26 protein-coding genes and 2 other RNA genes are annotated in these 24,250 nt (G+C 33.9%); 15 read left to right on the top strand and 13 right to left on the bottom strand.

Annotated elements, in window-relative coordinates:
* Positions 1-10 precede the first annotated feature (10 nt).
* Positions 11-271, bottom strand: a complete 261-nt coding sequence (gene acpP, locus ABWU75_RS05045) for an acyl carrier protein (RefSeq protein WP_341811841.1) — start codon at positions 269-271, stop codon at positions 11-13.
* Between the two features lie 145 nt (positions 272-416).
* Between acpP and ABWU75_RS05040 the strand changes: the two genes are divergently transcribed.
* Together ABWU75_RS05040 and ABWU75_RS05035 are read left to right on the top strand one after the other, a co-directional pair.
* A complete protein-coding gene (locus tag ABWU75_RS05040) occupies positions 417-1,208 on the top strand; it encodes a polyprenyl synthetase family protein (RefSeq protein WP_253309222.1) in 792 nt (263 codons plus the stop codon).
* Positions 1,201-2,142: an FKBP-type peptidyl-prolyl cis-trans isomerase gene (locus ABWU75_RS05035; RefSeq protein WP_353286748.1), complete on the top strand. Its 942-nt coding sequence runs from the start codon at positions 1,201-1,203 to the stop codon at positions 2,140-2,142. The genes ABWU75_RS05040 and ABWU75_RS05035 overlap by 8 nt, the downstream gene beginning before the upstream one ends.
* Positions 2,143-2,210: 68 nt before the next feature.
* Here the strand turns inward: ABWU75_RS05035 and hslU are convergent, their stop codons facing one another.
* Both hslU and hslV read right to left on the bottom strand, forming a co-directional pair.
* Positions 2,211-3,701, bottom strand: a complete 1,491-nt coding sequence (hslU, locus tag ABWU75_RS05030; RefSeq protein WP_253309224.1) for an ATP-dependent protease ATPase subunit HslU — start codon at positions 3,699-3,701, stop codon at positions 2,211-2,213.
* A gap of 1 nt (position 3,702) precedes the next feature.
* Complete coding sequence (hslV, locus tag ABWU75_RS05025; RefSeq protein ID WP_096617344.1) at positions 3,703-4,257, bottom strand: ATP-dependent protease subunit HslV; 555 nt, start codon at positions 4,255-4,257, stop codon at positions 3,703-3,705.
* 115 nt (positions 4,258-4,372) lie between these two features.
* On the opposite strand from hslV, the gene gshA reads away from it, so the two are divergent.
* Positions 4,373-5,533, top strand: a complete 1,161-nt coding sequence (gshA, locus tag ABWU75_RS05020) for a glutamate--cysteine ligase (RefSeq protein WP_353286747.1) — start codon at positions 4,373-4,375, stop codon at positions 5,531-5,533.
* Positions 5,534-5,536: 3 nt separating this feature from the next.
* On the opposite strand, the gene ABWU75_RS05015 is transcribed toward gshA, so the two are convergent.
* The 3 genes from ABWU75_RS05015 to ABWU75_RS05005 all read right to left on the bottom strand — a co-directional run bounded on the left by ABWU75_RS05015 (position 5,537) and on the right by ABWU75_RS05005 (position 8,146).
* On the bottom strand, positions 5,537-6,358 hold the full coding sequence (locus tag ABWU75_RS05015) for a hypothetical protein (RefSeq protein WP_353286746.1): 822 nt from the start codon (positions 6,356-6,358) through the stop codon (positions 5,537-5,539).
* Positions 6,359-6,436: 78 nt separating this feature from the next.
* Positions 6,437-7,384 (bottom strand): ferrochelatase, encoded by a 948-nt coding sequence (gene hemH, locus ABWU75_RS05010; RefSeq protein WP_353286745.1) that lies wholly within the window; start codon positions 7,382-7,384, stop codon positions 6,437-6,439.
* Positions 7,385-8,146: a hypothetical protein gene (locus ABWU75_RS05005; RefSeq protein ID WP_353286744.1), complete on the bottom strand. Its 762-nt coding sequence runs from the start codon at positions 8,144-8,146 to the stop codon at positions 7,385-7,387.
* Positions 8,147-8,259: 113 nt separating this feature from the next.
* On the opposite strand from ABWU75_RS05005, the gene ndk reads away from it, so the two are divergent.
* Complete coding sequence (gene ndk, locus ABWU75_RS05000) at positions 8,260-8,679, top strand: nucleoside-diphosphate kinase (protein WP_253309229.1); 420 nt, start codon at positions 8,260-8,262, stop codon at positions 8,677-8,679.
* A 660-nt stretch (positions 8,680-9,339) separates the two neighbouring features.
* On the opposite strand, the gene ABWU75_RS04995 is transcribed toward ndk, so the two are convergent.
* Positions 9,340-10,629: a bifunctional folylpolyglutamate synthase/dihydrofolate synthase gene (locus tag ABWU75_RS04995; RefSeq protein WP_264731590.1), complete on the bottom strand. Its 1,290-nt coding sequence runs from the start codon at positions 10,627-10,629 to the stop codon at positions 9,340-9,342.
* Positions 10,626-11,216 (bottom strand): phospholipid-binding protein MlaC, encoded by a 591-nt coding sequence (locus ABWU75_RS04990; protein WP_353286743.1) that lies wholly within the window; start codon positions 11,214-11,216, stop codon positions 10,626-10,628. The genes ABWU75_RS04995 and ABWU75_RS04990 overlap by 4 nt, the downstream gene beginning before the upstream one ends.
* 109 nt (positions 11,217-11,325) lie before the next feature.
* Here ABWU75_RS04990 and ssrS point away from each other — a divergent pair.
* The 3 genes from ssrS (at position 11,326) to ABWU75_RS04975 (ending at position 12,720) form a co-directional block, all read left to right on the top strand.
* A non-coding RNA gene (gene ssrS, locus ABWU75_RS04985) (6S RNA) lies at positions 11,326-11,487 on the top strand.
* Positions 11,488-11,506: 19 nt separating this feature from the next.
* Positions 11,507-11,968 carry a type II toxin-antitoxin system RatA family toxin gene (locus ABWU75_RS04980; RefSeq protein WP_353286742.1) on the top strand — a complete coding sequence of 154 codons (462 nt, stop codon included), beginning with the start codon at positions 11,507-11,509 and terminating at the stop codon, positions 11,966-11,968.
* A gap of 53 nt (positions 11,969-12,021) precedes the next feature.
* A complete protein-coding gene (locus tag ABWU75_RS04975; RefSeq protein ID WP_353286741.1) occupies positions 12,022-12,720 on the top strand; it encodes a DsbA family protein in 699 nt (232 codons plus the stop codon).
* Positions 12,721-12,749: 29 nt separating this feature from the next.
* Here ABWU75_RS04975 and ABWU75_RS04970 read toward each other — a convergent pair whose 3' ends face one another.
* On the bottom strand, positions 12,750-13,028 hold the full coding sequence (locus tag ABWU75_RS04970; RefSeq protein ID WP_253309235.1) for a DUF2671 domain-containing protein: 279 nt from the start codon (positions 13,026-13,028) through the stop codon (positions 12,750-12,752).
* A 258-nt stretch (positions 13,029-13,286) separates the two neighbouring features.
* Here ABWU75_RS04970 and ABWU75_RS04965 point away from each other — a divergent pair, with 258 nt between their 5' ends.
* The gene (locus tag ABWU75_RS04965; protein WP_253309236.1) at positions 13,287-13,934 is read left to right on the top strand and encodes an O-methyltransferase; all 648 of its coding nucleotides are present in this window, start codon (positions 13,287-13,289) and stop codon (positions 13,932-13,934) included.
* A 1-nt stretch (position 13,935) separates the two neighbouring features.
* On the opposite strand, the gene ABWU75_RS04960 is transcribed toward ABWU75_RS04965, so the two are convergent.
* A complete protein-coding gene (locus ABWU75_RS04960; RefSeq protein WP_353286740.1) occupies positions 13,936-14,589 on the bottom strand; it encodes a glutathione S-transferase family protein in 654 nt (217 codons plus the stop codon).
* Positions 14,586-14,750, bottom strand: coding sequence for a hypothetical protein (locus ABWU75_RS04955; protein ID WP_353286739.1), 165 nt, complete (start codon positions 14,748-14,750; stop codon positions 14,586-14,588). The genes ABWU75_RS04960 and ABWU75_RS04955 overlap by 4 nt, the downstream gene beginning before the upstream one ends.
* 62 nt (positions 14,751-14,812) lie before the next feature.
* Here ABWU75_RS04955 and ffs point away from each other — a divergent pair.
* From ffs to ABWU75_RS04920, 7 genes are all read left to right on the top strand, one after another.
* Positions 14,813-14,902, top strand: an RNA gene (ffs, locus tag ABWU75_RS04950) — signal recognition particle sRNA small type.
* 21 nt (positions 14,903-14,923) lie between these two features.
* Positions 14,924-16,408, top strand: a complete 1,485-nt coding sequence (dnaX, locus tag ABWU75_RS04945) for a DNA polymerase III subunit gamma/tau (protein WP_265016627.1) — start codon at positions 14,924-14,926, stop codon at positions 16,406-16,408.
* A 21-nt stretch (positions 16,409-16,429) separates the two neighbouring features.
* On the top strand, positions 16,430-16,744 hold the full coding sequence (locus tag ABWU75_RS04940) for a YbaB/EbfC family nucleoid-associated protein (protein WP_064125278.1): 315 nt from the start codon (positions 16,430-16,432) through the stop codon (positions 16,742-16,744).
* 492 nt (positions 16,745-17,236) lie between these two features.
* Complete coding sequence (locus ABWU75_RS04935; RefSeq protein ID WP_353286738.1) at positions 17,237-17,935, top strand: P44/Msp2 family outer membrane protein; 699 nt, start codon at positions 17,237-17,239, stop codon at positions 17,933-17,935.
* A 141-nt stretch (positions 17,936-18,076) separates the two neighbouring features.
* Positions 18,077-18,235, top strand: a complete 159-nt coding sequence (locus ABWU75_RS04930) for a hypothetical protein (protein ID WP_253309240.1) — start codon at positions 18,077-18,079, stop codon at positions 18,233-18,235.
* Positions 18,236-18,506: 271 nt separating this feature from the next.
* Positions 18,507-19,742, top strand: coding sequence for a tRNA (N(6)-L-threonylcarbamoyladenosine(37)-C(2))-methylthiotransferase MtaB (gene mtaB / locus ABWU75_RS04925; protein ID WP_353286737.1), 1,236 nt, complete (start codon positions 18,507-18,509; stop codon positions 19,740-19,742).
* Positions 19,743-19,808: 66 nt separating this feature from the next.
* Entirely contained in the window at positions 19,809-20,744 is a 936-nt protein-coding gene (locus tag ABWU75_RS04920) for an outer membrane protein (protein ID WP_253309242.1), read from the top strand.
* Between the two features lie 7 nt (positions 20,745-20,751).
* Here ABWU75_RS04920 and ABWU75_RS04915 read toward each other — a convergent pair whose 3' ends face one another.
* Both ABWU75_RS04915 and ABWU75_RS04910 read right to left on the bottom strand, forming a co-directional pair.
* Positions 20,752-22,266, bottom strand: coding sequence for a type II secretion system protein GspD (locus ABWU75_RS04915; protein WP_353286736.1), 1,515 nt, complete (start codon positions 22,264-22,266; stop codon positions 20,752-20,754).
* A gap of 622 nt (positions 22,267-22,888) precedes the next feature.
* Entirely contained in the window at positions 22,889-23,944 is a 1,056-nt protein-coding gene (locus tag ABWU75_RS04910; protein WP_353286735.1) for an ankyrin repeat domain-containing protein, read from the bottom strand.
* Positions 23,945-24,250 lie beyond the last annotated feature (306 nt).

Raw genomic sequence — 24,250 nt, 5'->3', positions numbered from 1 at the left:
ACACTAACTATTAGCCTTTTTTACTATTAATGTACTCAACTATTTGCTCCATAGTTTCCATTTTTTGTGCGTCTTCATCTGGAATTTCTATTCCGAACTCTTCTTCTGCTGCCATGATGATTTCAACTGCATCTAAACTGTCTGCACCATGCTCCGAAAGCTTTGAAGAGCTGTTGAATTTCTCTACATCCTTACTAATGTGCTCTAGTATAATCTTTTTCACTTTCTCTTCTATGTCTTCTCTAGTGCTCTTTGCTAGTTCGCTATTCACATTTCTTACCAAAAAAATAACCTATTCTTTGATGTTATAAAAAATTTTTATGTTTGCAATATCTTTTATAACTGGTAAACTACAGCAAAGTTTTCTACTGCCCTAGCTGGCTAGCGTTACGTGCTAAACAATTAACAATTCAAAAATGCTAGACGAAACAACAAAAAATTTGCTTATTGTAGAAGTAAATAAACTTTTACCAGAAAATAGCGAGAATAAGCTTATATCAGCTATGCGTTATATACTCCTTGCTCCTGCAAAACATATACGCTCCTTTTTAGTCGTAGCTTCATCGCGAGTGTTTAACGCGGAAGCTAAAAAAGTAATATCAGTTGCTGCAGCAATTGAATTTGTTCATGCTTACTCTCTAATTCACGATGATTTACCGTGCATGGACAACAGTGATACTCGCAGAAGCCAGCTAAGCTGCCATAAAAAATTTGATGAAGCAACAGCAGTGCTTGCCGGAGATGCACTACTTACTCTGGCTTTTGAGGTATTATCTTCGTTAAATGAGAAATGCTGTGAAATCATGAAAGTTCTTTCTCAGGCAATAGGAATTAGGGGAATGGTAGGAGGACAGATTTTAGATATTGGTGCAGATTTTAACAAAATAAAAGAAATTCATTTGATGAAAACCGCAAAACTATTTGCAGCTTCATGTGAAATAGGTGCTATAATAGGGAATGCTACAGATAAGCAACGTAAAGCGTTATATAACTACGGGATAAACCTAGGGCTTATCTTTCAAGCTAAGGATGATATTGAAGATTACGAACAAGATAAAACAAATAATCTAATGTCTGTACTTGGTAAAAGTGAAGTAGAGGACTATATAGACGCCCTCTTTAAACAAGGCTTGGATAATTTGAGTGCGCTTTCAGGGGATACTAATTATTTATATGATTTATTGAATCAAGTAAAGAAAGATGGTTAGAAAAATTATATTACAAATGCTTATTTCCATAGTAATGATTCTCACTTTAACCTCTGCTTTTATGTTTACTATTGTCTATATAAACAAAGGTAAACCGGGAAAAAAGGACAAGCTTTATGAGATAAGTGCCACGCATGGTGGTTTGATACAGACAATAGCACATTATCTAGTGAAGCCAATACTTGAATCAGCACTCGACCGCTATATTGAAAAGCATGGGCTAACAGAATATTTAGAAGAAATGACGCAGCAAAAGAAAGAAGATTCGATAAATTTTTATGAAATTACTGAAGGCAGTGGCAGCAAGGCTTTCTGTGGCATGGAAGTCCTATTGCAAATATATAAAATTTCTAATAATAACTCAGCAACACTCCCTAGCAAAGTTTCTGATGTTACTTTGAAAATAGGTCAAGATGACCTAAAAGAAGTGGGTTTAGGGGTGATAGGTATGAAAGAAGGCGGAGAGCGTGTAGTTACTATTGCCAATGATAACAAAATGAATTTTAATTCTTATTACGTCAAACTGATCGAAGTAAAGGATAAATATCCCGACTCAGTGAATAATCTGATGGTTTTTAATGACTTAATTAACAAGACTGGAAAACAAGTAAGGTGCGGTGATGAGATATCAGTTAAATATAGCGTAAAGGAGCATAATGGGGAATATATAGTCAAAGATCAAACAGTGCAATTTAGGGTTGGCGATAAAAAAATACCACTTGCTATAGAGCTTGGAGTTGTGGGAATGAGAGCTGGTAATAAAAGAACTATTCTTTCTCCGCCTGACCTTTTGACTATTACTGACGATATGTTAATAAAAGACATAGATTATGATGAAGAAAATATCTCAATAATTGACTTAAGCTTAGATATTAAGCAAGAGGTCGCAGCACACCATTCTACTGTTGAAAAACAGCCTAAAGAATATAGCTGAAATTTTAGGTTTACTGGCTGACCTTCTGAACACTCTCTATACTACTTAAAGTAGGCTTTTTGTTTTTCCTAAAGTATAAACTTAGATAAATCAAGCTGCTTCGAAATTGACTCAAGTTTATCTTTTACATACTTGCTGTCTATAATGAATTTTTCGCTATTTTTCTCAGAAGCAATGAAACTTATTTCATCTAAAAGCTTCTCCATGATAGTGTGAAGCCTTCTTGCGCCTATATTTTCCACTTGCCTATTAACTGTAAACGCTATTTCAGCTATGGTTTTTATACCATCATCAGTGAACTCAAGCATCACATTTTCTGTTTTCATTAAAGCTATGTACTGCTTTAACAAACTAGATTCTGGTTCCTTTAATATTCTTATTAAATCCTCTTGAGTAAGTGCCTTAAGTTCTACCCTGATCGGTAATCTGCCCTGTAATTCCGGTAAGAGGTCAGATGGTTTAGACTGATGAAAAGCACCAGATGCAATAAATAATATATAGTCTGTTTTTACATGGCCATACTTAGTTGTAACAGTTGTTCCTTCAAGTAGTGGTAACAGATCGCGTTGCACTCCTTCTCTGTTTACTTCACCTTTTACTTCTGTACGCGCTGCAATTTTGTCTATTTCATCCAAAAATACTATACCGTCATTACTAACAAGATCAATGGCTTCTTTGATTATCTTATCTTCATCGATTAGCCTTTCACTTTCTTCATTAATTAATATTTCACGCGCTTCTTTTACCTTCACCGTAATAGTTTTTGTTTTTTTGCTCCCGTTAAACATCTTGCCCACTATTTCTGTTACATTCATCACACCAACTTGCCCACCTGGCATGCCTGGTATATCGAAAGTAGGTAACATACTCTTGCTCTCTCTGACGTTAATAGAAACTTCTCCGTCCTCAAACTCTTTATTCCTCAACCTTTCTCTAAAAATTTTTTTACTCTCTTCGGTTGCATTTTCGCCTACCATAGAGTTTACTATTGTTTTCTCAGCTAAAATTAAAGCCTTGTTAGCTAAGGCTTTACGGGCTTTCTCTTTAACTAAAACTATTGCTGCATCAACTAAATCGCGTATTATCGAATCAACGTCACGTCCAACGTATCCTATTTCAGTAAACTTCGTTGCCTCAATTTTTATGAACGGTGCACCGGCAAGTTTTGCTAAGCGGCGAGCTATTTCAGTTTTACCAACCCCTGTATGACCGATCATCAATATATTCTTAGGTATGATTTCATCACGCAATGGAAATGGAACCTGATTGCGACGCCAACGATTTCTGAGCGCAATAGCAACAGCACGCTTTGCATCATCCTGTCCGATTATGAATCTATCTAATTCTTTAACTATCTTCTGTGGTGGCAGGTCATCTAACAAAACTTGAGTACTGTCATTAACTTGAATATCGCTGTCATTTGAATCAAAACCACTCTTAGTATCTTTATAGAGGTCATTTTTTTCATCATAGGTGTCACTACTACAAGGCCGCCCTTCTGAAAGGGTTATAGGCTGATTGGAAAAATTAGTGCACAAAGTTTTTTGCTTGGAAGACATATCACTCCTCTATCTTTTCAATAACTACATTATGATTTGTATAAACACATATATCGCCAGCTATCTTCATAGCCTTTTTTGCAATCTCTTCTATTGATATTCCTTTAATGTCAATTAAAGCTCTTGCTGCAGATAGAGCAAAATTTCCCCCAGAGCCAATAGCTGCGATTCCATCTTCAGGTTCAAGAACATCACCTGTTCCCGTAATTACTAATGAAATAGATTTATCTGCAACAATCATCATAGCCTCTAATTTTCTTAGATATTTATCCATTCTCCAGTCTTTTGCAAGTTCAACACATGCTCTCATTAATTGCCCTGGGTGCTTGTCAAGTTTAGATTCTAGTCTTTCAAAGAGAGTAAATGCATCGGCTGTTGCTCCAGCAAAACCGGCAATTACAGAATCACCAGAAAGACGCCTAACTTTTTTTGCTCCGGATTTTATAACAGTGTGGCCCAGTGAAACCTGTCCATCACCTATTACTACTACGCTTTTATCTTTTCTAATTGACAGTATAGTAGTTCCATACATTTTATTGTTATCGTGTTGAATCATTTTTCTATTACTTTAAATAAGAATCTCATTATACTTTAATCTTTAGTCAAATTTGCTAAATATGTTTAATTATAGCTTATAATATAATACCTTCCTTATAACATTTAAAGTGTAGATGCAAAACATAATTCACCCAGATTTGGAAAAAAGTATAAATAATTGGTTTGAGGCAAAATTTAACGGCCTTACATTGCCATTTTATAGCTCTATAGATCTTAGAAACTCCAGCTACAAAATTGCCCCAGTGGACGCTAATTTATTTCCTGCAGGGTTCAACAATCTAAGTGAGACATCAAGAGCAACAGCAGCAAAACTAATAAAAAGTTATTTTGAAACAAAACAATATAAAAAGACTCTTATAATACCGGAGAATTACACACGAAATAAAATGTATATAGAAAACGTATTTGTTATAGAGAAAGTACTGCAGCTCGCAGGTTTTGAAACTAGAATTGGCCTCTTTCACAACGAAGCATATAATTTAATAGAACCATATGAAACTATCGTGAAAGAAAACTCTCTGCTAAAGACAACTTCAGGATTTGTGTCTGATGTTATTATACTGAATCGTGATATGACGAGCCACATTCCAGACACGCTAAAAGACGTAAAGCAAGATATAGTACCAAGCCCACTATACGGTTGGCATAGCAGACAGAAATTTAAGTATTTTGAAATCTATCAAGAATTAGCGTCCGAATTTTGTAGCGAATTTAAAATGGACCCATGGCTTGTTTCTGTGCTTACAGAAAGCTGTAATGGAGTTGACTTTAATGATGATTCATCACTAGGAGCAGTAGCGACTAAAGTTGACCAAATATTATCTCTAGTGCAAAAAAAATATGAGGAATATGAAATAAAAACACAACCTTACGTTTTTATCAAAGCAAGCAATGGCACATATGGGATGGGCATTATAACAGCAACAAGTGGAGAGGAAATATTAAATCTCAATAAAAAAAAGCGTCATAAAATGAAAAAGATAAAAGAAGGAATAGCAATCAATAGCGTTATTATACAAGAAGGTGTACCAACCATTGACATATTTAAAAGCAGTTCTGCAGAACCGCTGATATACTATATAGGAGATACTCCAACATGTTACTTATACCGATGTAATAGCAGGAAAGATGTATATTCTAGCTTGAATGCCACTGACTGTGAGTTTCATGATGTTAGCCAGGTTGTGGAAGGTAAAATTCTGTCACTTTGGAGTATTGTTGGCAAATTAGCAGTACTAGCGTTGGCAGTAGAAATAAAATCTTTTCACCTCTAACCCTTACATTCCCACAGCGTTGCCATCGGGCAGATCATTATCATCATTACCGGGCTGAATATGGTTATGGCCAGCATTATCAAGTTCAGTGGAAGGATCATCATTGACAGGTTGTTGAAACAATTTGTCAAGCTGAACTGCCAGAAATACTGCACTATATATTATGCTAACTGTTACGCTTAAGTTGAAATTATAGATTATACCATTACCTAAGTTTATTGGTATGGTTGCAGTCTCCATTCTTTTTAATATGAAGTTTAACAAACCTAATGACAAAGTTAATGTGCTGATAATAAGGTCCTTCTTACACTTAGCAGACTTTTCAGGATCCTTATTATCTAAGTATTTTCTCCATGAATAATAGTAGCTTATAGGTTCCGAAATAAACAGAAATAGGATCGTTGATGTTAAGTGAATGTGACTTATTACGTCTGCATTACCCCTAGTAAAAAAATGGATGACTTTCAACATCATCAATGCTTCTATGATGCTGCTTGCAAGATTAGCCGATTTACCCACAACTTTTGCCAGCTCTTTTTTACTCTCAGGGTTTCTGTAATCCTTAATTAGATCCTGTAGAGTAAATGCAGAATGGGCAATATATAGAATAAATGTCGGAAACTTTACTAGTCGAGCAACATTCCGTATAAGAAAGATATTGGATCTATTATTGTCAATGAACTCGCAGCAAAATTGCAGTGAAATCTTACACAATAGGGCTGTTAAACCTGTTGTGATGCAGATTACCTTCCTGAAATCATGATCATAAATATCATGCACCTTTTGTGCGAGTATGTTAGATTTCTTTTTTAGCTTGTTTGGCATGAAATAGTTAACAAAATAATAACTCCCTTTTATTCTATCACATAAAAGCCTTGAAGAAAAGCCCTATAAATCAGGACTTTAAGGGTGATTTATGCATAAATCGGCTAAGCATTTTATAAACAAGGAATCAATACTGAGAGTTGGTACGCGAAAATAATATCCATCCTTGATAATTGCTTTATATTCTATATCAAGTTCAACTAGAGTTTCTGAATGCTCAGAAACAAAAGATATAGGTGATAAAACTACAGGTACACCATCAGCTTTTGTACGTGATAGCTCACTTTCAGTGCTTGGCTCTAGCCATTTTACAGGACCAATCTTACTCTGATAACATATTGACCAATCTAAGTTATTGATAGCTAACTTTTCTACTATTAACTCTACGCTTCTTTCTACCTGTGAAGCGTAAGGGTCGCCTTTTTTAATAACGCTAAGGGGCAAGCTATGAGCTGAAAATAGGACTCTTGGCTTACCAATCCTGCTGGCTAATTTGTAGTACTTGGCTATCAAGTTAGTATGAGCCTCAATAAAGTTTTCATTGTCATAATAATGATGAATTATTTTTGTATTGCATTTTAGGCCATGCTTTTTAGCATTTTTTTGCCAATTTTCGATGGATGACAAAGTTGTGGTAGTTGAATATTGAGGGTATAGTGGCAGCAAAATTACTTCATCAGGATCAAACTGTTTTACACTTTTAACAACTTCGTCAGCAAATGGATGCCAATAGCGCATGCAAATGGATACCTTGTGTACATGGTTTCTATCTTCATTTAATTTTAGTTCTAAAGCATTAGCTTGCATTTTTGTATTCTCCAGAATTGGCGATTTACCTCCGATTTCCTCGTATATTTTTCGTGCAGTATTTTCTCGTTTCGCAGATATAAACTTTGCTAAAAGAAACCGAAAGGGATTCGGTAGATTGATTATTCTCCTGTCATAAAAAAGGTTGAATAAAAAAGGACGGACCGCATTTAGTGAATCAGGCCCGCCAAGATTAAATAAGATAACTGCCTTTTTCACCTACGCACTACTACAACAAGTTACTTCTGGGGTGCCTATAAAATTAGCTACACACTCATCAAATTTAGTTATAGGCACTAAATTTCTTACACTGGCATACAATAAGTGGCCTGATCTCTTCAGGTTACTCTTGGTGGATGTGAAGTTCCAATCGAAAAATGTATCGACAAAAAGACTTGGTACCGTTTCAAGAAGTTCAACAGCAGCTAAAGATAGCATTATACAACTTTGCAGGACATTCAGAAGAGACCTTGAGGGGAAAAAGTAAACTTTAACGAAAAGAGAGGTGCTACTTGTTTCATCCAGTAGTCGCCCTGAGTTAGGCGAATTATACTCGGTGTGTTTTCTATTTTGATCAAAGATAGGAAATTTTATAGTATCTTTCTTAAATTCCTCGTCTATTTCTTTTCTAATATGGTTAGTGATTTTTTCCATTAACTTCTCACGCAGATGAAAAGTTCTGACAATAAAACATGTGGCAATCATTAAGGCAGCACATAAAAGTGCGCATTGCATGAGGCTCATACTGCCTACCATAGCTGGCAGCGCAAAACAAACAAATGGCACTATGATAGCCATTTCAAGCAATGGAATAGTATTCCTTTTCATTGCAAAGGCAGCACCTTTTTTTAATTCTGTATTATGATGTAAGCTATATTCCAAAAAGCTTAAAAATGCCAAATTAAAAGTCAAAAATCCTTTTGTTCCACAAAAAATTGATGACTTAAGATTATTTGCTAGTTTTTTACGACAGTAACCCATACAATACCTCCTTGATGGTTTATTCTTAACTATAAATAAAAAACTGCTTTTATCAAATCAAAATTTACAATAAAATAAATCTATAAATATACTATTTTATATAAGGAAATAATATGGCAATTGAGAGAACACTTTCGATATTAAAACCTGATGCAGTAAAAAATAATATTACAGGCAAGATAAATTCATACATTGAAAGCTCTGGGCTCAAAATTATAGCACAAAAAATGATGTTACTGACAAAAAAACAAGCAGAGCTGTTTTATGAAATTCATAAAGATAGGTCTTTTTTTGGGGAATTGGTAGAGTTTATGACTTCTGGTCCTGTGATAGTTCAAGTTTTAGTTGGTGAAAATGCAGTAAGTAAATACAGACAAATCATGGGAGCTACCGATCCAAAGCAGGCAGATAAAGGTACAATCAGGGGTGATTTTGCTGATGACATTAGTGAAAATAGAGTTCACGGCTCGGATAGTCTAGAAAATGCTCGTAAGGAGATAGCTTTCTTTTTTGCTGAACGTGAGTTGGTGTAGTCAAATCAGATTTTCCTATATATAACTAAATTTTCTGGATCCTATGTCAAGCATACATCTGTACGAACGTTGTAATTAACAGGTGGCAAATCCAAGTAGCTGACAACATAGAAACGAAAAAATTCCTTGACAAACTCCGCCAGCCCTCTTATCATGGTACTGAAGGTATTCAGTTATCTTCATCTGTGCAGATTAAACAGCAAAAAAAACAACGTACTTGGCGTCTTATTTTTAATTTTTCGCACTATGTGCACCTTATGTCTTCACAACATTTCTAGCTATATAAGCCGAAACGCGCTTACAAAGCGTTTAAGACAGTAGAGAACGCCAATTTGCAGGATTAGAAAGTGACAACTAGCTAACACGGGATTTCTTTTGCCTTTTTTTTCGTTTGGTAAATTTCTTAAATATTTATAGCTAAACGACAACCGTCATCCCGCTACTTGTTAGCGGCTGAGATACCGCGGCGTTATGACGTAGAAGCTATACTTTTATACTCACCAACTCAGTTTGCTTGCTTACAAGTAAACTGCAACCCTAAATGTTGGAGCACTGTCGTACACTAAGCGCTGTAATGACAATTTTAGTCGCTTCATACAATACTATAAATAATCAAAGTCATTTTCCCATCGGTCAGTTAATGCTCACATATCATCAAAGTTAGTTATTCTCCATAGCGAAGTCTCTAGCTAGGAACAATGAGCCACAGATTAGTATGGTTTTGATGTTTTGGATAGAGGCTTTTAATATGTGATTTGATATTGCATCGCCAATTGATTCACATTCAACTGCTTTTATTCCTATGTTATTGGCTTTTTCCCTAATCAAATTTGTATTTGTTGCTTTAGGTTCAGACTTAACACAAACCGCACATAGTAGCTTGATATATGGCTTTAAGTGCTCTAAGAACTCTGCCACATTTCTGTTACGAGTAACACCAAAAATTATATAGATACCTTCAGCAAAATTATCTTTTACCCACTGAGATAGCACTCTAGCACCGTCATTATTGTGCGCAACATCTAAAAATAATTGCCAATCTTTCGGTAGTAGGGAAATTAAATTACCCTCTTTTATTAGCTCTAGTCGTGCAGGCCAGTAGGTACGCTGTAAACCTGAAGTGATATCCTCTTCTCCAATATCAAATCCATATTTTCCACTTAAAATACTACATGCTGCAATGGCGTTTCCTGCATTGATTATTTGGTGTTCACCCTTCAGAGATGGCAAAGGAAATTCTATTGATTGAATAGCTGATTGGAAAACCATTTTGTTGTTCTTTTTTTTGCAATTCCATTCAAGACCTCCTCTATATAGAGGAGATTTCTTATTTATTGCATGGAATTCTAGTGTACTCATCACAGACTTTTCTTGTGGTGCTATTACGCAAGGAACATTAGGTTTCATTATTCCAGCCTTTTCACCTGCTATAATTTCTACAGTAGGGCCAAGATATTCTGTATGATCAAGTGCAATGGAAGTAATTATTGTTAAAATCGGACTATCTATAACATTTGTTGCATCAAGTCTTCCGCCCATACCTACTTCAACTAAAGTAATATCGGCTTTATGACGAGAAAAAGCTAAAAAAGCTGCAATAGTTGCAGCTTCAAACAGAGTGATAGGTTGTTCTGCAATCACGGCACGGCATTCTTCTAATAAGCTATATAATTCATTATCGTCGATATAACTGCCTGCAATAACTATTCTTTCATTAAAATTCACCAAATGTGGAGAAGTGTATGCATGGACCTTATACCCTGCTGCTTGCATTATATATCTTATAAATGCTAGTGTTGAGCCTTTCCCGTTAGTCCCAGCTATATGAATTACGGGAGGCATTTTTTTCTCAGGATTGTCCAATTTATTTAGAAAGCTTTTTATGCGATCAAGAGAAAAATCCTTTGGTCTACTACCAAGCGGTTTAGGCCAATGAGGCATATATATCATGGATTGTTATTGCATTTTAATTCAGCTATAACGCTTGCTATGCCATGCGTGTCGATTTTTTCACTAAATTGAGAACGTTGATTAATAGCAATACTTATTCCACTCATTACAACATCACTTATCAAGAAAGAACTGTTATTTTTAGTAACTTTAAAATCAATATTTGTAAATTCTTCATCACCGTAAGAAAATCTTGTACCAATTAAGCAAGTTTCATCGTCAGCTGCTTTTGTACTCATTATGATCATTTCACTATCATGCATGTATTTATATAAAATTTTAACGCACAAACGCGTAAGATACACTTCATACTCTCTTAAAAAATCTTCTTTTTCTTTTTGTTTAACTAAAGCCCAATGTTTTCCTATAACGAATTGCGATATTCCTTTGAGGTTAACATTATTCTGAATGACCTCCTGAAGCTTTTCGTGTACATGCCCTAGGTTTTTTCTATTTCCTTTTGTAGATATACCATCCACTTGTTGCTTCATAGTATGCACAAAAATTTTGTGATCTGTACAACTAGTGTAAGCTCTTGAAGAAATTGCAATAAAAACAATAATGATTAAAACTTTAGTAATGTTCATAAGATAAACTATAATACTTAAAATGCAAAATTTAATAAAGATTAAATAATAATCGCTGACTTTAATATACCTATAGACATGCCCTGTGTAAATCATCTATAATTCAAGTAAGGGTCTGTGCTATGCGTTATGAGTTAAGTTAAATTTCCCGAGCGATAATTTCTAGAGAAGGGAATTGCCTCTGCTGGTTTCGTTGAAACTAATATGCGATGCCCACCTTAACTTCAGGTCTCAGGAATCTACTAAGGCTGACGGTAGATACGGATCCTTTTTTGATTGGTACTAAATTTATGCTTCATCAATGCAGAGAACAAGGTACCTTCCTATGTTTGCCTAATGAAGTATTCCAAATTGTAATTGATGTTGAAAGGTATCCTGATTTTGTTCCTTGGTGCAAAGCCGTTTATATAAAAGAAAAAATTGACAACCAAATGGTTGTGGATCTTCTCGCAGTTTTTCATGGAATTAAAGGAAAGTACACATCAGAAGTAACCTTTCTTTCTCCAAGTGGAACAAATGAAGGTTGGATAAAAGCTGTATCATCAAATGGAATATTTAAACATCTATACAATGAATGGCAATTCATTCCCATAGATGAAAATAAAACTATGGTAAAGTTTTATATAGAGTTTAAGTTTAAGTCCAACTCATTTTCCACTTTATTAAACTCAGTATATAAATATACACAGAGTAAAATAATTGCTGCATTTAAAGATAGGGCTGAAAGCCTTGCTAAACAAAAGTTATCTTGACATTATTAATATAAATATGTAATTTTTTTAGTAAGTTAAGTGTTTGTATTGTAATGATTTTCAGACTATTGTTTTTACTAATTCTTATGAGTGTTAATTCTTATGCAGTTGTTAAATCCAGTAACCAACATATTCAAAAAGAAACTAATGAAATAACATCAAAGGAGTTACTATCACTATTACCTGATGATAAATTATTAGGAGATCCAAAAGCACCAATTCTAATGATAGAATATGCTTCATTAACTTGCTATCACTGCTCTCTTTTTCATAAGAATGTTTTTCCTAAAATTAAAGAGAAATATATAGACACAGGTAAGATGTTATATATATTTCGTCATTTTCCTTTGGATTACAGAGGGCTAAAGGCTGCAATGCTAAGTCATTGCTACGAAAAACAAGAAGACTACTTTAATTTTAACAAAGCTGTTTTTAACTCAATAGATTCGTGGAATTACTACAATTTAAGTGATTTGACTTTACTACAAAGAATTGCTGCACTAAGCAACTTAAAGCAAGATGCATTTAACCAATGCATTAATGATAAGAAAATTATGGATAAAATCGTAAATGATAAATCACTGGCAATCAATAAACTTGCTATCACAGCCACTCCAATATTTTTCATCAAGCTTAACGATGATGGTAAGTCATATATAGAGCATAATAAAGTTAAACATGAAGGGTATAAAGAGCTGAAATATCTTACTGATGTGGTAGATAAATTATATGGAAAAGCTATAGTGAAGTAATACCACTGTAGCTTACCATATAAAAGACTCTATGCTGAGTCATTGTTTTTCACTACTGTTTGTTGTTTTTTACGCTCAAACTCTCTTTTTTTACTGTGCCAAGTGTAGTAATACATAGCGATTTTATTCTCTATTAATACTATTGTCCCATCATAAAACTGAACCATATCCATAACTTTTCTCTGAGCTTCATTAAAACGTTCTTTATACTTTTCACGATAAGCTGGATTATGTAGTAACATAACCCCTTCATTCTTGTTAGATTTTTTGTTTAACGTTTCAACTTCACTAGCAATAGTATAAGACATATAACCCCCTCTAATTGATTATAAAAATTATATTTTAAAAAGAGAAATGCGCATAAACAATCCCTTTAATTCTAGTATAATAATCGATTGTTTATTATACTAGTTAACCATAGTACGATATATAATAATTTTTGTCACTTAAAATTTTATACTATGAAATAATAACTTAAAATAAATGTTTTTATTATTTTAAACTATATTATTATATTTATAAACTGTGTATGAATTAAGCTTCCCTAATTTATAATATAAAACGTAATGCGTAATAATTTTAGTATAAAATTATCATATATAAGAAATCTATTTGCAAAAGAATATAAAAAAATAGAAGAATATTGTATTCTTGAAAAAAAGCAACATATTCAGATTGGCCCTGAAGAAGGAAAGCTATTAAGTTTATTTATAAAAATCCATAAAATCAAAAGTATTGTTGAGATTGGCACGTTATACGGTTATTCGTCGATTTGCATGGCAAAAGCTCTACTGAAAGACGGTCATATATATACAATAGAAAATAATCCTCAACACTCAAGAATAGCAAAAAAAAATTTTAGTGCTTTTAATCTAAGTGATAAAATTACTCTAATAGAAGGTGATGCACTGGAAAAAATTAATGAATTATCAGCAAAGGCACCATTTGACATGATATTCATCGATGCTGACAAAAGTAGTTATCCTAAGTATTTAGATTGGGCAGAGTCATACATTAAACAAGATGGGCTAATCGTTGCAGATAACACTCTATTATTTAATACAGTATTTTTAGAATCGCCTCCAAAAGAAGTATCAGAAAAATCATGGCATGCTATGAGGGAGTTTAATAATAGATTATCAGATGAAAAGAAATATTTCTCTATATTGATTCCAACTGATGAAGGAATGACTGTAGCTTTAAAGCTAACATAAGTTAAAAATCAAGGTCAGCGTAATGTTTAGGAGGGGTTAAACCGGAAACTCTCTCTAATAATATCTCACGAAAACAAGGCTTTGATTTAACAATGGAGTACCATTCTTTTAAAATTTTACTTTTTTCCCATGGAAAACTACTTACATAATCCATTACGGAAATATGCGATGCTAAAGCAATATCAGCCAAAGTGAACTTATCAGCTGCAAGCCAAACGTTCTTGTTAATTAAGTGTTCGATGTATTCCATATGGCAAGGCAGGTTATGCTGAGCTGCATGAAGAAATCTAGAGTCAGGGCTGCGGTTAGTAATTACTTTTTCATTCATAATATACTTAGTAACTTCATTGTAAAATTTGTTGTCGAACCAATTGATTAGAGCGCGTATTTTAGACTTAATAATAGTGGATGAACCAAGTAATTTGACGTCGCTATTGTAAGTCTCTTCTATATATTCACAAATGGCATTACTATCCGCTATTACAAAGTTATTATCTATTAATACTGGTACTTGCCCAGTTGGATTGATCTCCATAAATTCATTCCGTTTTTCCCACGGATTTTCATACACTAGATCGCAGCCTAATTTTTTTTCTTTTAGAAAAGTTCTAACTTTTCGTGAAAATGGACAAAGAGGAAAATGATATAAAATCATAATATTCCTCTTTTGTTATCCCAGTACCTATAGGTTGTTATTCCAGTGTGTGACACTGAAATCCACATCTTTTTTCTCTGGATCCAAGTTGGGATGACAAGAGAAGAGTATTTTAGGTAACAGTTGTTTAATCCAAAGTAATGTTGCAAGAGATCTAACATATAAATTATTAAGGTTAATATAGGATATACCTTGTTAAATAAAAAAAAAAGTATAATATTTTATAAGGTATGCAGGCAAAAACTCTGTAATTTGGTCAGATCAGAAATGAAGCAGCCATATCAGAACCTTTTTGGGTTGCATACCTATTTCATTATTTGTTTTATCCGAGGCTATGAATATAGCATTAAAACATCGTCCTAGTAGCTTCAAAGATCTAGTAGGTCAAGATATATTAGTGCGTGTATTAGAAAATGCTTTTATTTTAAACAAAATCCCACAGTCTATACTGCTCTCTGGTAGTAGTGGAGTTGGTAAAACCACCACTGCAAGGATAATAGCTTTATGTTTGAATTGTTCCCTGGGGCCAATTTTTGAACCTTGCGGATCATGTGAAAATTGTCTAGCAATAAAAAATTCAAGCCATCCAGATGTAATTGAAATCGATGCAGCAAGTCACACTAGCATTGACGATGTTAAAGTAATCCTGGGAGATATTTGCTATTCACCTATAAGCTCTAAATTCAAAGTCTACATTATAGATGAAGTACACATGTTATCCAGCAGTGCATTTAACGCATTACTTAAAACCCTAGAAGAGCCACCCTCTAGTGTAAAATTCATTTTAGCAACTACAGAAATAAAAAAGATACCAATAACTATTATTGCACGTTGTCAAAGATTTGATTTACACAACATTCCTGTAGCTAAAATAGTAGAACGTTTAAATGATGTTGCACAAAAAGAGAGTTATTCCATTGAAAAGGGGGCATTAGAGTTAATTGCACGACATTCTGGAAATTCAATGCGTAACGCCTTGTTTTTGATGAATCAAGCAGTGCTATATAGCAAAGATGGTGCAATATCCACTAAAAATGTGATAGACATACTTGGCCTAGTGGATAAAGATATTATATTCGATCTATTAGGAGCAATATTAGAAGGTGATTTACAGAAAGCTCTATCAGTGTTTGACAAGGCGATAAAAACAGCAAACCCACTTAGTATTTTTGAAGGTCTATTGCAAACAATTCAGTTAGTATGCCGTTTTTTGATTACAAAAGAAATTGATAATGCAGTTACAGAGTATGAAAAGAACAGGATAAAAGATTTAAGTATAAAGAAGTCTTTAATATTTTTTTCGAGATTGTGGAAGGTGTTGCTTAAAGGTATTCAAGATATAAAAACTTCAACATGCAACGATGTTGCTGCTGAAATGATGTTAATTAGCCTCTGTTATCTTTCTGATCTGCCTTCTCCGGAACAAGTGGTCAAAAAAATTCTTTCGCAGAATGCACAGCAGGGAAATACGCATAGTATAGGAAATGAACAGCAACAAAATTATGATTTTGACAAAGTTTTGCAACTATTAAGGCGGAGTAACCAAATTTATCTTTACAAACAACTGTGTAATAATCTACAATTAATAGATTGTAAACCTGGATATTTAAAATTAAAAGCTGTATCTAAGTTGGATAGTAATTTTTGCAATGATTTAAAAAATTACTTAAACCAGGTGACTCAGCAGGAGTGGGTTATTACAGTTGATACGGGTTATATAAATAGGGAAGTGAGTAATTTAAATTATGCACCTGCAGTTAAGGATATACTTGATACATTTAAAGGTGCAAAAGTAGTTAATATAGAAAATAAGGAGTAAGTTGTGGATTTTAGTCAAATAATGAAACAAGCGCAAGAGATGCAAAAAAAGCTTGCAGAAGCTCAAGAAAAATATGTTGGGAAAGAGTTTCAAGGTATTTCTGGTGGTGGCAAAGTTTCTGTATTAGTGGAAGTCATAAAAATAGGTAGCTATAAAGCTAAAAAGGTGAACATAGACTTAGAACTTATGAGAAATGAGGAAAAAGATATAGTAGAGGATTTAGTAACAGCAGCGTTTAATGATGCCGTTAAAAAAGCAGAAGAAGATATGGCAAATGCAACTTCTGATCTTGCAGGTATGATGGGTTTACCACCTGGGTTCAAACTTCCTTTTTGAATTCACTACTGAAGTTTCTTTTAGTGTAAGTATTTCTTTTTTAATATTTCTAACGCCAGTACTTCTTCATATAATGCACCTATAGCTAGCACAGCCCTACGTCATACCGCGGTTCATTCGCGGTATCTCAGCCGCTAACACGTAGCGGAATGACAGCAAGTCCTACGTCATACCGTCACGGTATCTCTAGATCCCGCTAACACGTGGCGGAATGACAGCAGTCCTACGTCATACCGTCACGGTATCTCATCCGCTAACAAGCAGCGGGATGACGAGGTCTTTCGATAGTAAATCTTACCTGTGTTAGCTATACCAAAAAATCAAGAGTAAAAAAGTCGTGTAACTCTATTTATTCATTAATAAAATCTTTGTCTTTTCCCAAAAATTAGTTAAAATGTAGAATATTTTGTGTTATTAAGTTAGCACTTGACTTAACTTTAGTTGTTACTTAGACTGCTAAAGTGGAATTTTAATTTTTTTACGAGGACAATTATGCATTATAAAAAGTTTTTTTCAGCAGCCGCTTTAGCAACGTTGCTAAGTTTATCAAACTCTGCTTTTTCAGATCCTGTTGGTCCAATAAGTGATGAAGAAACTAGCTACTACGTTCGTTTGCAATACAACGGTGAAATTTTACCTCTTTTCACAAAAATTGATGGTGTTACAGGTCTTAAAAAGAAAACTGGAGATACAGCCGACACTACTGATTTGTACAACGCTTCTTTTATAGCCGGTGGTGGTGCATTTGGTTACAAAATGGACGATATCAGAGTTGATGTTGAAGGGATTTATTCATGGCTAAATAAAGATACTAACGTAACTGGAACTGCTGTCCCAGGGGCAGTTGCAGAAAGCTTAACAGCAATTTCAGGATTAGTTAACGTTTATTACGATGTAGCGATTGAAGATATGCCTATCACTCCATATGTTGGTGTTGGTGTTGGTGCAGCGTATATTAGCACACCTTTGGCAGCTGCTGTGAGTAGTCAAAATGGTAAATTTGCTTTTGCTGGTCAAGCAAGAGCTGGTGTTAGTTACGATGTAACTCCAGAAGTCAAACTTTACGCTGGAGCTCGCTATTTCGGTTCTTATGGTGCTAACTTTGATAAAACTGACAAAGACGGCAAAGGGGAACTCAAAGTTCTTTACAGCACTGTTGGTGCAGAAGCTGGAGTAGCGTTTAATTTCTAGTCTATCTCAATCTTGTTATCCCAGTGGGTTTTTTCTTGTCATTCAAGTAGCATGACACTGGGGTGGCTTTGTTGCATAGCGTTCAGAAAAACTAGTGATTACTGACTAAATTCATTATAAAATGACGATTTAAGGATAAATATGCCACAAAAAATGAGAGTCAGTAACCAAAACGAATATAACAAGTTTCTAGAAAAAAGAGGAAATATTTTTCATGATATCAACGAAGCCATAGAAAATTGGTATGAAATTGGGCCAAAATGCAGGGTGGCAACAATATTTACAGCAACAAAGTGGTAATTTTGATACATATAATAACCCATCTGTTCAGAATAGGTTTGAGACAAACAGTCGGGTTTATAAAATGATATTTGCAACGTAATTGGTATGCCTAAATTTGAAATAGTCGCATAGAATTATTTACTCTGGAAAAAACTTACGTTGCTATGCAACAAAGCCATCCCAGTGTCTGCTGCTTGCGTAGCATTTATCTACCAAAACAATGGTCATGCAAGAGACTTTGCTTGGATGTGTGATATAATTTAAATTGTAAGGTCTAAAAAATACTAGCATGAATGAAGTGATAACATTTGGTTGTCGTCTAAATTTTTACGAGAGTGAGTTAATCAAAGAAGCATTAAAAAAAGCAGAAAGAAAAAATGTTGTTGTGGTACATAGCTGTGCAGTGACAAACGAAGCAGAACGCCAAGTAAAGCAAAAAATACGTAAGATCTATAAAAACGACCCAAGTAAAGAAATTATCGTAGTTGGTTGTGCTGTTCAGTTGGATCCAGAAGTTTACAGTAGCATTCCTGGTGTAAGTAAAGTGCTCGGTAATCAAGATAAGCTAAAAGCTGAAAATTACTTACTAAATGACGATAAAATCTTAGTCAGTGATAACCAAGTAAACAAATCAGAACCTGTTCTAATTAATGGATTTGAAGATAAATCAAGGGCATTTATTGAAATTCAAAATGGTTGTAATCATAGCTGCACATTTTGCTCAATTACTGAGGCAAGAGGGAATAATCAATCTGTGCCAATAAACAGTATTATAGAGCAAATTAGGATCTTTGTAGAAAATGGATATCAAGAAGTAGTGTTTACAGGTGTTGATATTACTGACTTTGGTACAGATTTGTTTGCCAAGCCATCACTTGGTTCAATGATTAGGAGAGTTTTAAAAGATATACCAGAGTTGAAGAGGCTAAGACTTTCCTCTATCGATGTTGCTGAAGTTGACGACGAATTAATGGATTTAATAGCTAATGAGTCAAGACTTATGCCTCATTTACATTTGAGTCTACAATCTGGTAATAATTTAATACTAAAGAGAATGAAGCGTCGTCACAACAGAGAACAAGTAATAGAATTTTGTCATAAAATGAAGAGCTTGAGGCCTAATATAGCATTTGGCGCTGATATTATTGCTGGATTTCCAACAGAAACTGATGAAATGTTTCAGGATACAGCTGATTTACTGAAAAAAACAAATATAGTTTACCTACATGCTTTTCCATATTCAGAGCGGAAGAATACACCTGCTGCACGAATGCCACAAGTACCAGAGAATGTGCGTAAAGAACGAGTAAAAAATTTAAGAGAAATGAATAGAGAAATGATGAGTAGCTTTTATCAATCTTTGATAGGCACTGAACAAAGTGTTCTGGTTGAGCAAAATAATGTCGGTAGAACAGAAAATTTTGCATTAGTAAAGCTTGAATCAAAAGCTCAAGCCAAGAGTATTGTGAAAGTTAATGTTAAAGGAGTGGAAAATAATTATCTAATTGGAAATATTCTTTCTTAATTTTTGTACATTAAAGAAATATATGATATAGTAGTTATACTATAAATGATAATTATGGGTTCATTTGTGATAACTAAAATATCTATTACTTTATTTTTGATTTTCATTCCATGTGTCTATTTTTTTATTACTTATATTAGTAATACACACATTGAGCAAGTACAACTCTTAAAACTAGAAACGGACAATAATGAAGATGTAATGCATTCTGAAGAGGTTACTGAGAAAAAAATACTAATAAATGATTTAAAATATCAAGAACTTGAAAGTAGTCCTACTGAACAACCTTCTATTCTCCAAGTAGCTGATCAGAAAAATATGTGGTCACGTATTGCAGATCAAGCTGATAATGAGCAGCCTACAAAAGAAAAATCAAAAAAACTTGATTTTTATGTTAGTGCTAACGGTGGTAAGGTATACCATGATAATTCAGAAACATTTGTAAAGGGTATAAAGGCAATAGGGGAGAGAGTCCTAACTTTAGTTGAAAGTCATTATGGTTTTATGATAAAAAATATAGTGGCAAATGAAATTAAAAGCATAAAAGAATTTAATGGTAAAATTGATTTCCAATGGGTTAACAGCATATCTTTAGGTTACTATGCTGGAGAAAATGGCCGAGTTGATTTTGAAGCCATGTATTCTAGAGCCAATATTGAAAATAGTAATTCTCCTCTGGTATTTGATAAATCAGCAAGTATATTTGCGTTTTTGTTAAACTTATATTATAATCCCAGCTTTCAGGATACGCAATTTGCTCCATACATCGGCCTTGGTATAGGACCAACAGTTTTTAGATTAAAAAGAATTAATGGATCACCCCAAAGTTCAATGCCACTTAATGTTCCTTGGTTTGCTTATCAAATAAAGCTTGGTATTAACTATTCAATAATCCCAGAAGTCAAAACCTTTCTCGGCTATCGTTACTTTAGCGTTCCGATACCTGTTGCAGATGACATATCCACTCATAATATTGAAGTTGGTTTGATATTTAATTTTTAGTAGTGATTTAATATATACATAAATTCTTATCTTTTCTATCTAACAAACCAAATGTTGGTACGATTGTTGCTTTTAAAAAAATGACAGTTTCTACTGTTCTAATGTTATTCGCTAGCCTTTTTGACTTCTGATGTAATGTAGCTTTAAAGCTTTGCTTATCTTCTCTATGTTCTATAAGCCCGCCGATTACCATAATTTCACCGCTCTTAATTTTTAACATAGAGTTCATTTCTCTGATTTCAACAATTGGAATGTCGCTATTTAATTTCATTTTACTCTGCTGTGCGACGTACTCTATATCTGGATCTTTAATGTAGCCGTTAATTCTTGATAAAGTTGGATGTATATCCATGAATATTTCACTAGTATCAATGTTAATGCTTGGGTGGATTATTAGCACAACACCTATTGGAACACTATTCATCTTGGTAATTAAGGTCTGATTAGAGTTTCTAGTATCTTTTTGTATATCGGAAGTAAAATAAATATGGTTTTTGGTAAATGAAATCATCGCTTGCTGATTATTTATAGCATGTACTCTAGGGCTTGAAATTACAGTTGAAGCGCCAAATTTGTCTAAATTTTTTACTAAATCTCCTAGATCACTCGCACCAAAGTTCATTGCTAGGTTAATAATGGAGTTATCTTGATTTATTATAGACTTAGTTCCATCGCGTAAGTCATTTAAGTTTATACCAGAAAGATATTTGTCATCTAACACAACTTCAACTATTTTTGCCTCTATCATTACTTGAGAAGACGCTAATTTCTTAACCTTATTAATATATTCTTCAACAGCTTTATGGATATCTTTTCTAGCATTCAAAATAATAACACCAGCTTCTCTGTTGGATGAAAGGAATTCGCCATCATCCACCCCGTTAACATCCATTATTGCATTCAAGCCTTTTTCTAATGAATTCCATAAGTCACTACTGTATTGAGACTTCATAACATTGTTATAGTCCCTATCAGTGTGACTTCCATCACTGTTAGTAATATTGTTACTAATGACGAAACTGCTTTGAGCAGAATGTTGAATATTAATGAAGTCTGCGTAATAATTTTGCGCGTATGGCAAGTCCTGCTCAATTCTAATTACACCATTGCTTGTTGAGTAACGCAATTTGGCGCTATTTGCTATACTCTGAATTACTTCATTTATATTCTTATCTTTTAGCTTTAAAATAATATTACCTGATATTTTTGGGTCTATATCCAAGTTAACGTCAGAAAGTTTTCCTATCTCAATCAGCAAATCTTTTACTGATACTTCTTCACTAACATTAATAGAAATAAGCTGATTACTGATTGTGAGATCGGGAAACTCTATTGGTAAAGGCATAATTTCTGGTATTGCCGGTTCATTAATCTCCAAAGAGGTGTTGTATTGCTGCAACGAATAATCGTGCTCACCTATATCATGATGATCTTCGTTGCCTATATTAGTGAGATGTTGCTTAGTAGGCAGGTGTGTGCAAGAAATAATGAAGAGGAGTATTAAGCATTTAAAAATAGCCATTAGAACAGCATATAGATCTATACTAATAGATTTCTATAAAAATATTAAAAATGTATTTAATTTCGTTTTCATCGAGCAGATAATTGTCATATATTAGCTTGACCTACACTGGCTATAGCTAAACTGACTTAGATTTACCGACGATTTGAAAAACCGTCATCCCGCTACGTGTTAGCGGGATCTAGAGATACCGTGAATAAATCACGGTATGACGGTTCGCGGCGGTATAGTAACTCGTCATTCCGCTACTCGTTAGCGCCGTGGCGGTATAGCTATATATGTTTTTTTGTACGCCCCTCTTGTACTTAAATGTAGAGTAAGTTTTCCAGCATAGCCTTAGTTTTTTTATATATTTTACTTCTTTCTCTATATTTAATAATAGGCTTAAAAATAAATGGTAAGCCTATAATTGTTAAGCTTAGAGCTAGGGTTGAAAGTATACAACAGGCTTTGTGTTTACTATGTAGCTCTTTCAGGTAAAGCATCAAAAATCTATAAAATTTTTTGTAATTTTCTTCGATGTTTTTTTTGCTATGAGCCTTGCTAATGAATATATCTATTGCGGTATGACCGTTATTACACTTAATGTTAAGGTCTGCACCTTTTTCTGTTAACAGCTGAGCTATATCAAAAAATCCTTTTGAACAGCAAGATGTAGAGGTGCAAAACCTTGTTGCTCACAAATGTTCATATTGGCTCTAACTTCCAATAACATTTTCACAATTTTTGTATGGCCTTTTTTAACTGCCAGTAGCAAGGGAGTTCTGTTACATTTAGTAACAGCATTAATGTTTACCTTAAGCTTCAATAAGAGCTTAACTGTTTTAGTGTTACCATTATGGCTAGCTTTATGCAGCCTGGCGTTGCCATTAAAATCTTGATCATTTGCATCTATTCCTTTTGATACAAGAAATGTTACCATTTTTCTATTATTATGCTCAATAGCGCAATCTAATGCATCAAAACCATGGTTGTTTTTTGTGCAAAAAAACTCTTTAAGTTTAATTTCATCGTTACTTGCTTGCTGTCTTTTTGCAATAAGTTTAACTATTTGCATTTTGTTGTTATACGCTGCTAGGAAAAGCGTAGTGTTATTTTCTGCATCTTTGGCTTCTATATTTGCACCTTTCTTTATCAGATATTCTATAATTTCTGCTCTGCTGTCATAATGTGCAGTGCATTGATAGATAGTTAAAAACAAAGGAGTGCGAAAATTGTTATCTTCACATTCGAGATTTGCTCCGCTATCAATTAAAATTTGGACGCTTTTTTTAGAACCGTATAGTGAAGCTATATGAAGAGGAGTATAGCCCTCTTTAGCGTCTTTTTCATTAATTTTTGCGCCTTTTGTTATCAAAAAATCTATTAATTCCGTGTCATCTTGTAGTGCAGCAAGGTGCAGTGGAGTGAATCCATTTTTATCCTTGGAATTGATTGTCAGCTGATTAACAAAAAGTTTAGCAATTTTCTTGTGTCCATGCATAATGGCGTAATGCAGTGGGTTTCTATTTTCGTTGTCTACGACATTAAAATCAGCTTCGTGCTCTAGCAATGATTTTACTCCAACTAAATCACCTTCTTTTGTGAACTTATGCAAGAGAGTGATTCCACTTGCATCTTTTGAGTTAATATCAAATCCATTTTCTACTAATTGGTTTATATCTTCCTCACGCGCCATATCACTTAAGTCTCTAATTGAACCCTTTTCGCGTTAATAATACTCCTACTTGATTAAGTTTAAATGAATCTGTGAGAAATGGCTAGGATACTATGCATTCTTGCATAACAAACTTTTGGCAGCGCGTTGGATGAAACAAAAAAACCACTTGACAAACTCCTCCAGCCCCCTTATTATGACAGTGAAGCTATTGTATTTGCTTTCGCCAATCTGCAGATTAAAAGGTAAGGATTACTTAATGTATCGGCGTCTTATGTTCAATTTTTTGCAGTATATAGATACTGTATGTCTTTACAAAACTTCATC

Origin of the sequence: Wolbachia endosymbiont (group A) of Anthophora plumipes (assembly GCF_964028115.1) — a bacterium.
Lineage (GTDB): Bacteria > Pseudomonadota > Alphaproteobacteria > Rickettsiales > Anaplasmataceae > Wolbachia.
Note: the sequence above shows the minus strand (reverse complement) of the source record. Positions and strands in the feature narration are given on the sequence as shown.

What these genes read in the sequence shown, in the direction of transcription:
- hslV (WP_096617344.1), bottom strand. Translation starts at nt 4,257, where the DNA reads ATGATTCAACACGATAACAATAAAATGTATGGAACTACTATACTGTCA.
- ABWU75_RS04995 (WP_264731590.1), bottom strand. Translation starts at nt 10,629, where the DNA reads ATGATATATATGCCTCATTGGCCTAAACCGCTTGGTAGTAGACCAAAG.
- ABWU75_RS04915 (WP_353286736.1), bottom strand. Translation starts at nt 22,266, where the DNA reads ATGGCTATTTTTAAATGCTTAATACTCCTCTTCATTATTTCTTGCACA.
- ABWU75_RS05005 (WP_353286744.1), bottom strand. Translation starts at nt 8,146, where the DNA reads ATGGGTTACTGTCGTAAAAAACTAGCAAATAATCTTAAGTCATCAATT.
- gshA (WP_353286747.1), top strand. Translation starts at nt 4,373, where the DNA reads ATGCAAAACATAATTCACCCAGATTTGGAAAAAAGTATAAATAATTGG.
- ABWU75_RS04990 (WP_353286743.1), bottom strand. Translation starts at nt 11,216, where the DNA reads ATGAACATTACTAAAGTTTTAATCATTATTGTTTTTATTGCAATTTCT.
- ndk (WP_253309229.1), top strand. Translation starts at nt 8,260, where the DNA reads ATGGCAATTGAGAGAACACTTTCGATATTAAAACCTGATGCAGTAAAA.
- mtaB (WP_353286737.1), top strand. Translation starts at nt 18,507, where the DNA reads ATGAATGAAGTGATAACATTTGGTTGTCGTCTAAATTTTTACGAGAGT.
- ABWU75_RS05040 (WP_253309222.1), top strand. Translation starts at nt 417, where the DNA reads ATGCTAGACGAAACAACAAAAAATTTGCTTATTGTAGAAGTAAATAAA.
- ABWU75_RS04930 (WP_253309240.1), top strand. Translation starts at nt 18,077, where the DNA reads ATGCCACAAAAAATGAGAGTCAGTAACCAAAACGAATATAACAAGTTT.
- ABWU75_RS04970 (WP_253309235.1), bottom strand. Translation starts at nt 13,028, where the DNA reads ATGTCTTATACTATTGCTAGTGAAGTTGAAACGTTAAACAAAAAATCT.
- ABWU75_RS04960 (WP_353286740.1), bottom strand. Translation starts at nt 14,589, where the DNA reads ATGATTTTATATCATTTTCCTCTTTGTCCATTTTCACGAAAAGTTAGA.
- ABWU75_RS04910 (WP_353286735.1), bottom strand. Translation starts at nt 23,944, where the DNA reads ATGGCGCGTGAGGAAGATATAAACCAATTAGTAGAAAATGGATTTGAT.
- dnaX (WP_265016627.1), top strand. Translation starts at nt 14,924, where the DNA reads ATGAATATAGCATTAAAACATCGTCCTAGTAGCTTCAAAGATCTAGTA.
- ABWU75_RS04975 (WP_353286741.1), top strand. Translation starts at nt 12,022, where the DNA reads ATGATTTTCAGACTATTGTTTTTACTAATTCTTATGAGTGTTAATTCT.
- hslU (WP_253309224.1), bottom strand. Translation starts at nt 3,701, where the DNA reads ATGTCTTCCAAGCAAAAAACTTTGTGCACTAATTTTTCCAATCAGCCT.
- ABWU75_RS04955 (WP_353286739.1), bottom strand. Translation starts at nt 14,750, where the DNA reads ATGTTAGATCTCTTGCAACATTACTTTGGATTAAACAACTGTTACCTA.
- ABWU75_RS04980 (WP_353286742.1), top strand. Translation starts at nt 11,507, where the DNA reads ATGCTTCATCAATGCAGAGAACAAGGTACCTTCCTATGTTTGCCTAAT.
- ABWU75_RS04940 (WP_064125278.1), top strand. Translation starts at nt 16,430, where the DNA reads ATGAAACAAGCGCAAGAGATGCAAAAAAAGCTTGCAGAAGCTCAAGAA.
- ABWU75_RS04965 (WP_253309236.1), top strand. Translation starts at nt 13,287, where the DNA reads ATGCGTAATAATTTTAGTATAAAATTATCATATATAAGAAATCTATTT.
- ABWU75_RS04935 (WP_353286738.1), top strand. Translation starts at nt 17,237, where the DNA reads ATGCATTATAAAAAGTTTTTTTCAGCAGCCGCTTTAGCAACGTTGCTA.
- ABWU75_RS05015 (WP_353286746.1), bottom strand. Translation starts at nt 6,358, where the DNA reads ATGCCAAACAAGCTAAAAAAGAAATCTAACATACTCGCACAAAAGGTG.
- ABWU75_RS05035 (WP_353286748.1), top strand. Translation starts at nt 1,201, where the DNA reads ATGGTTAGAAAAATTATATTACAAATGCTTATTTCCATAGTAATGATT.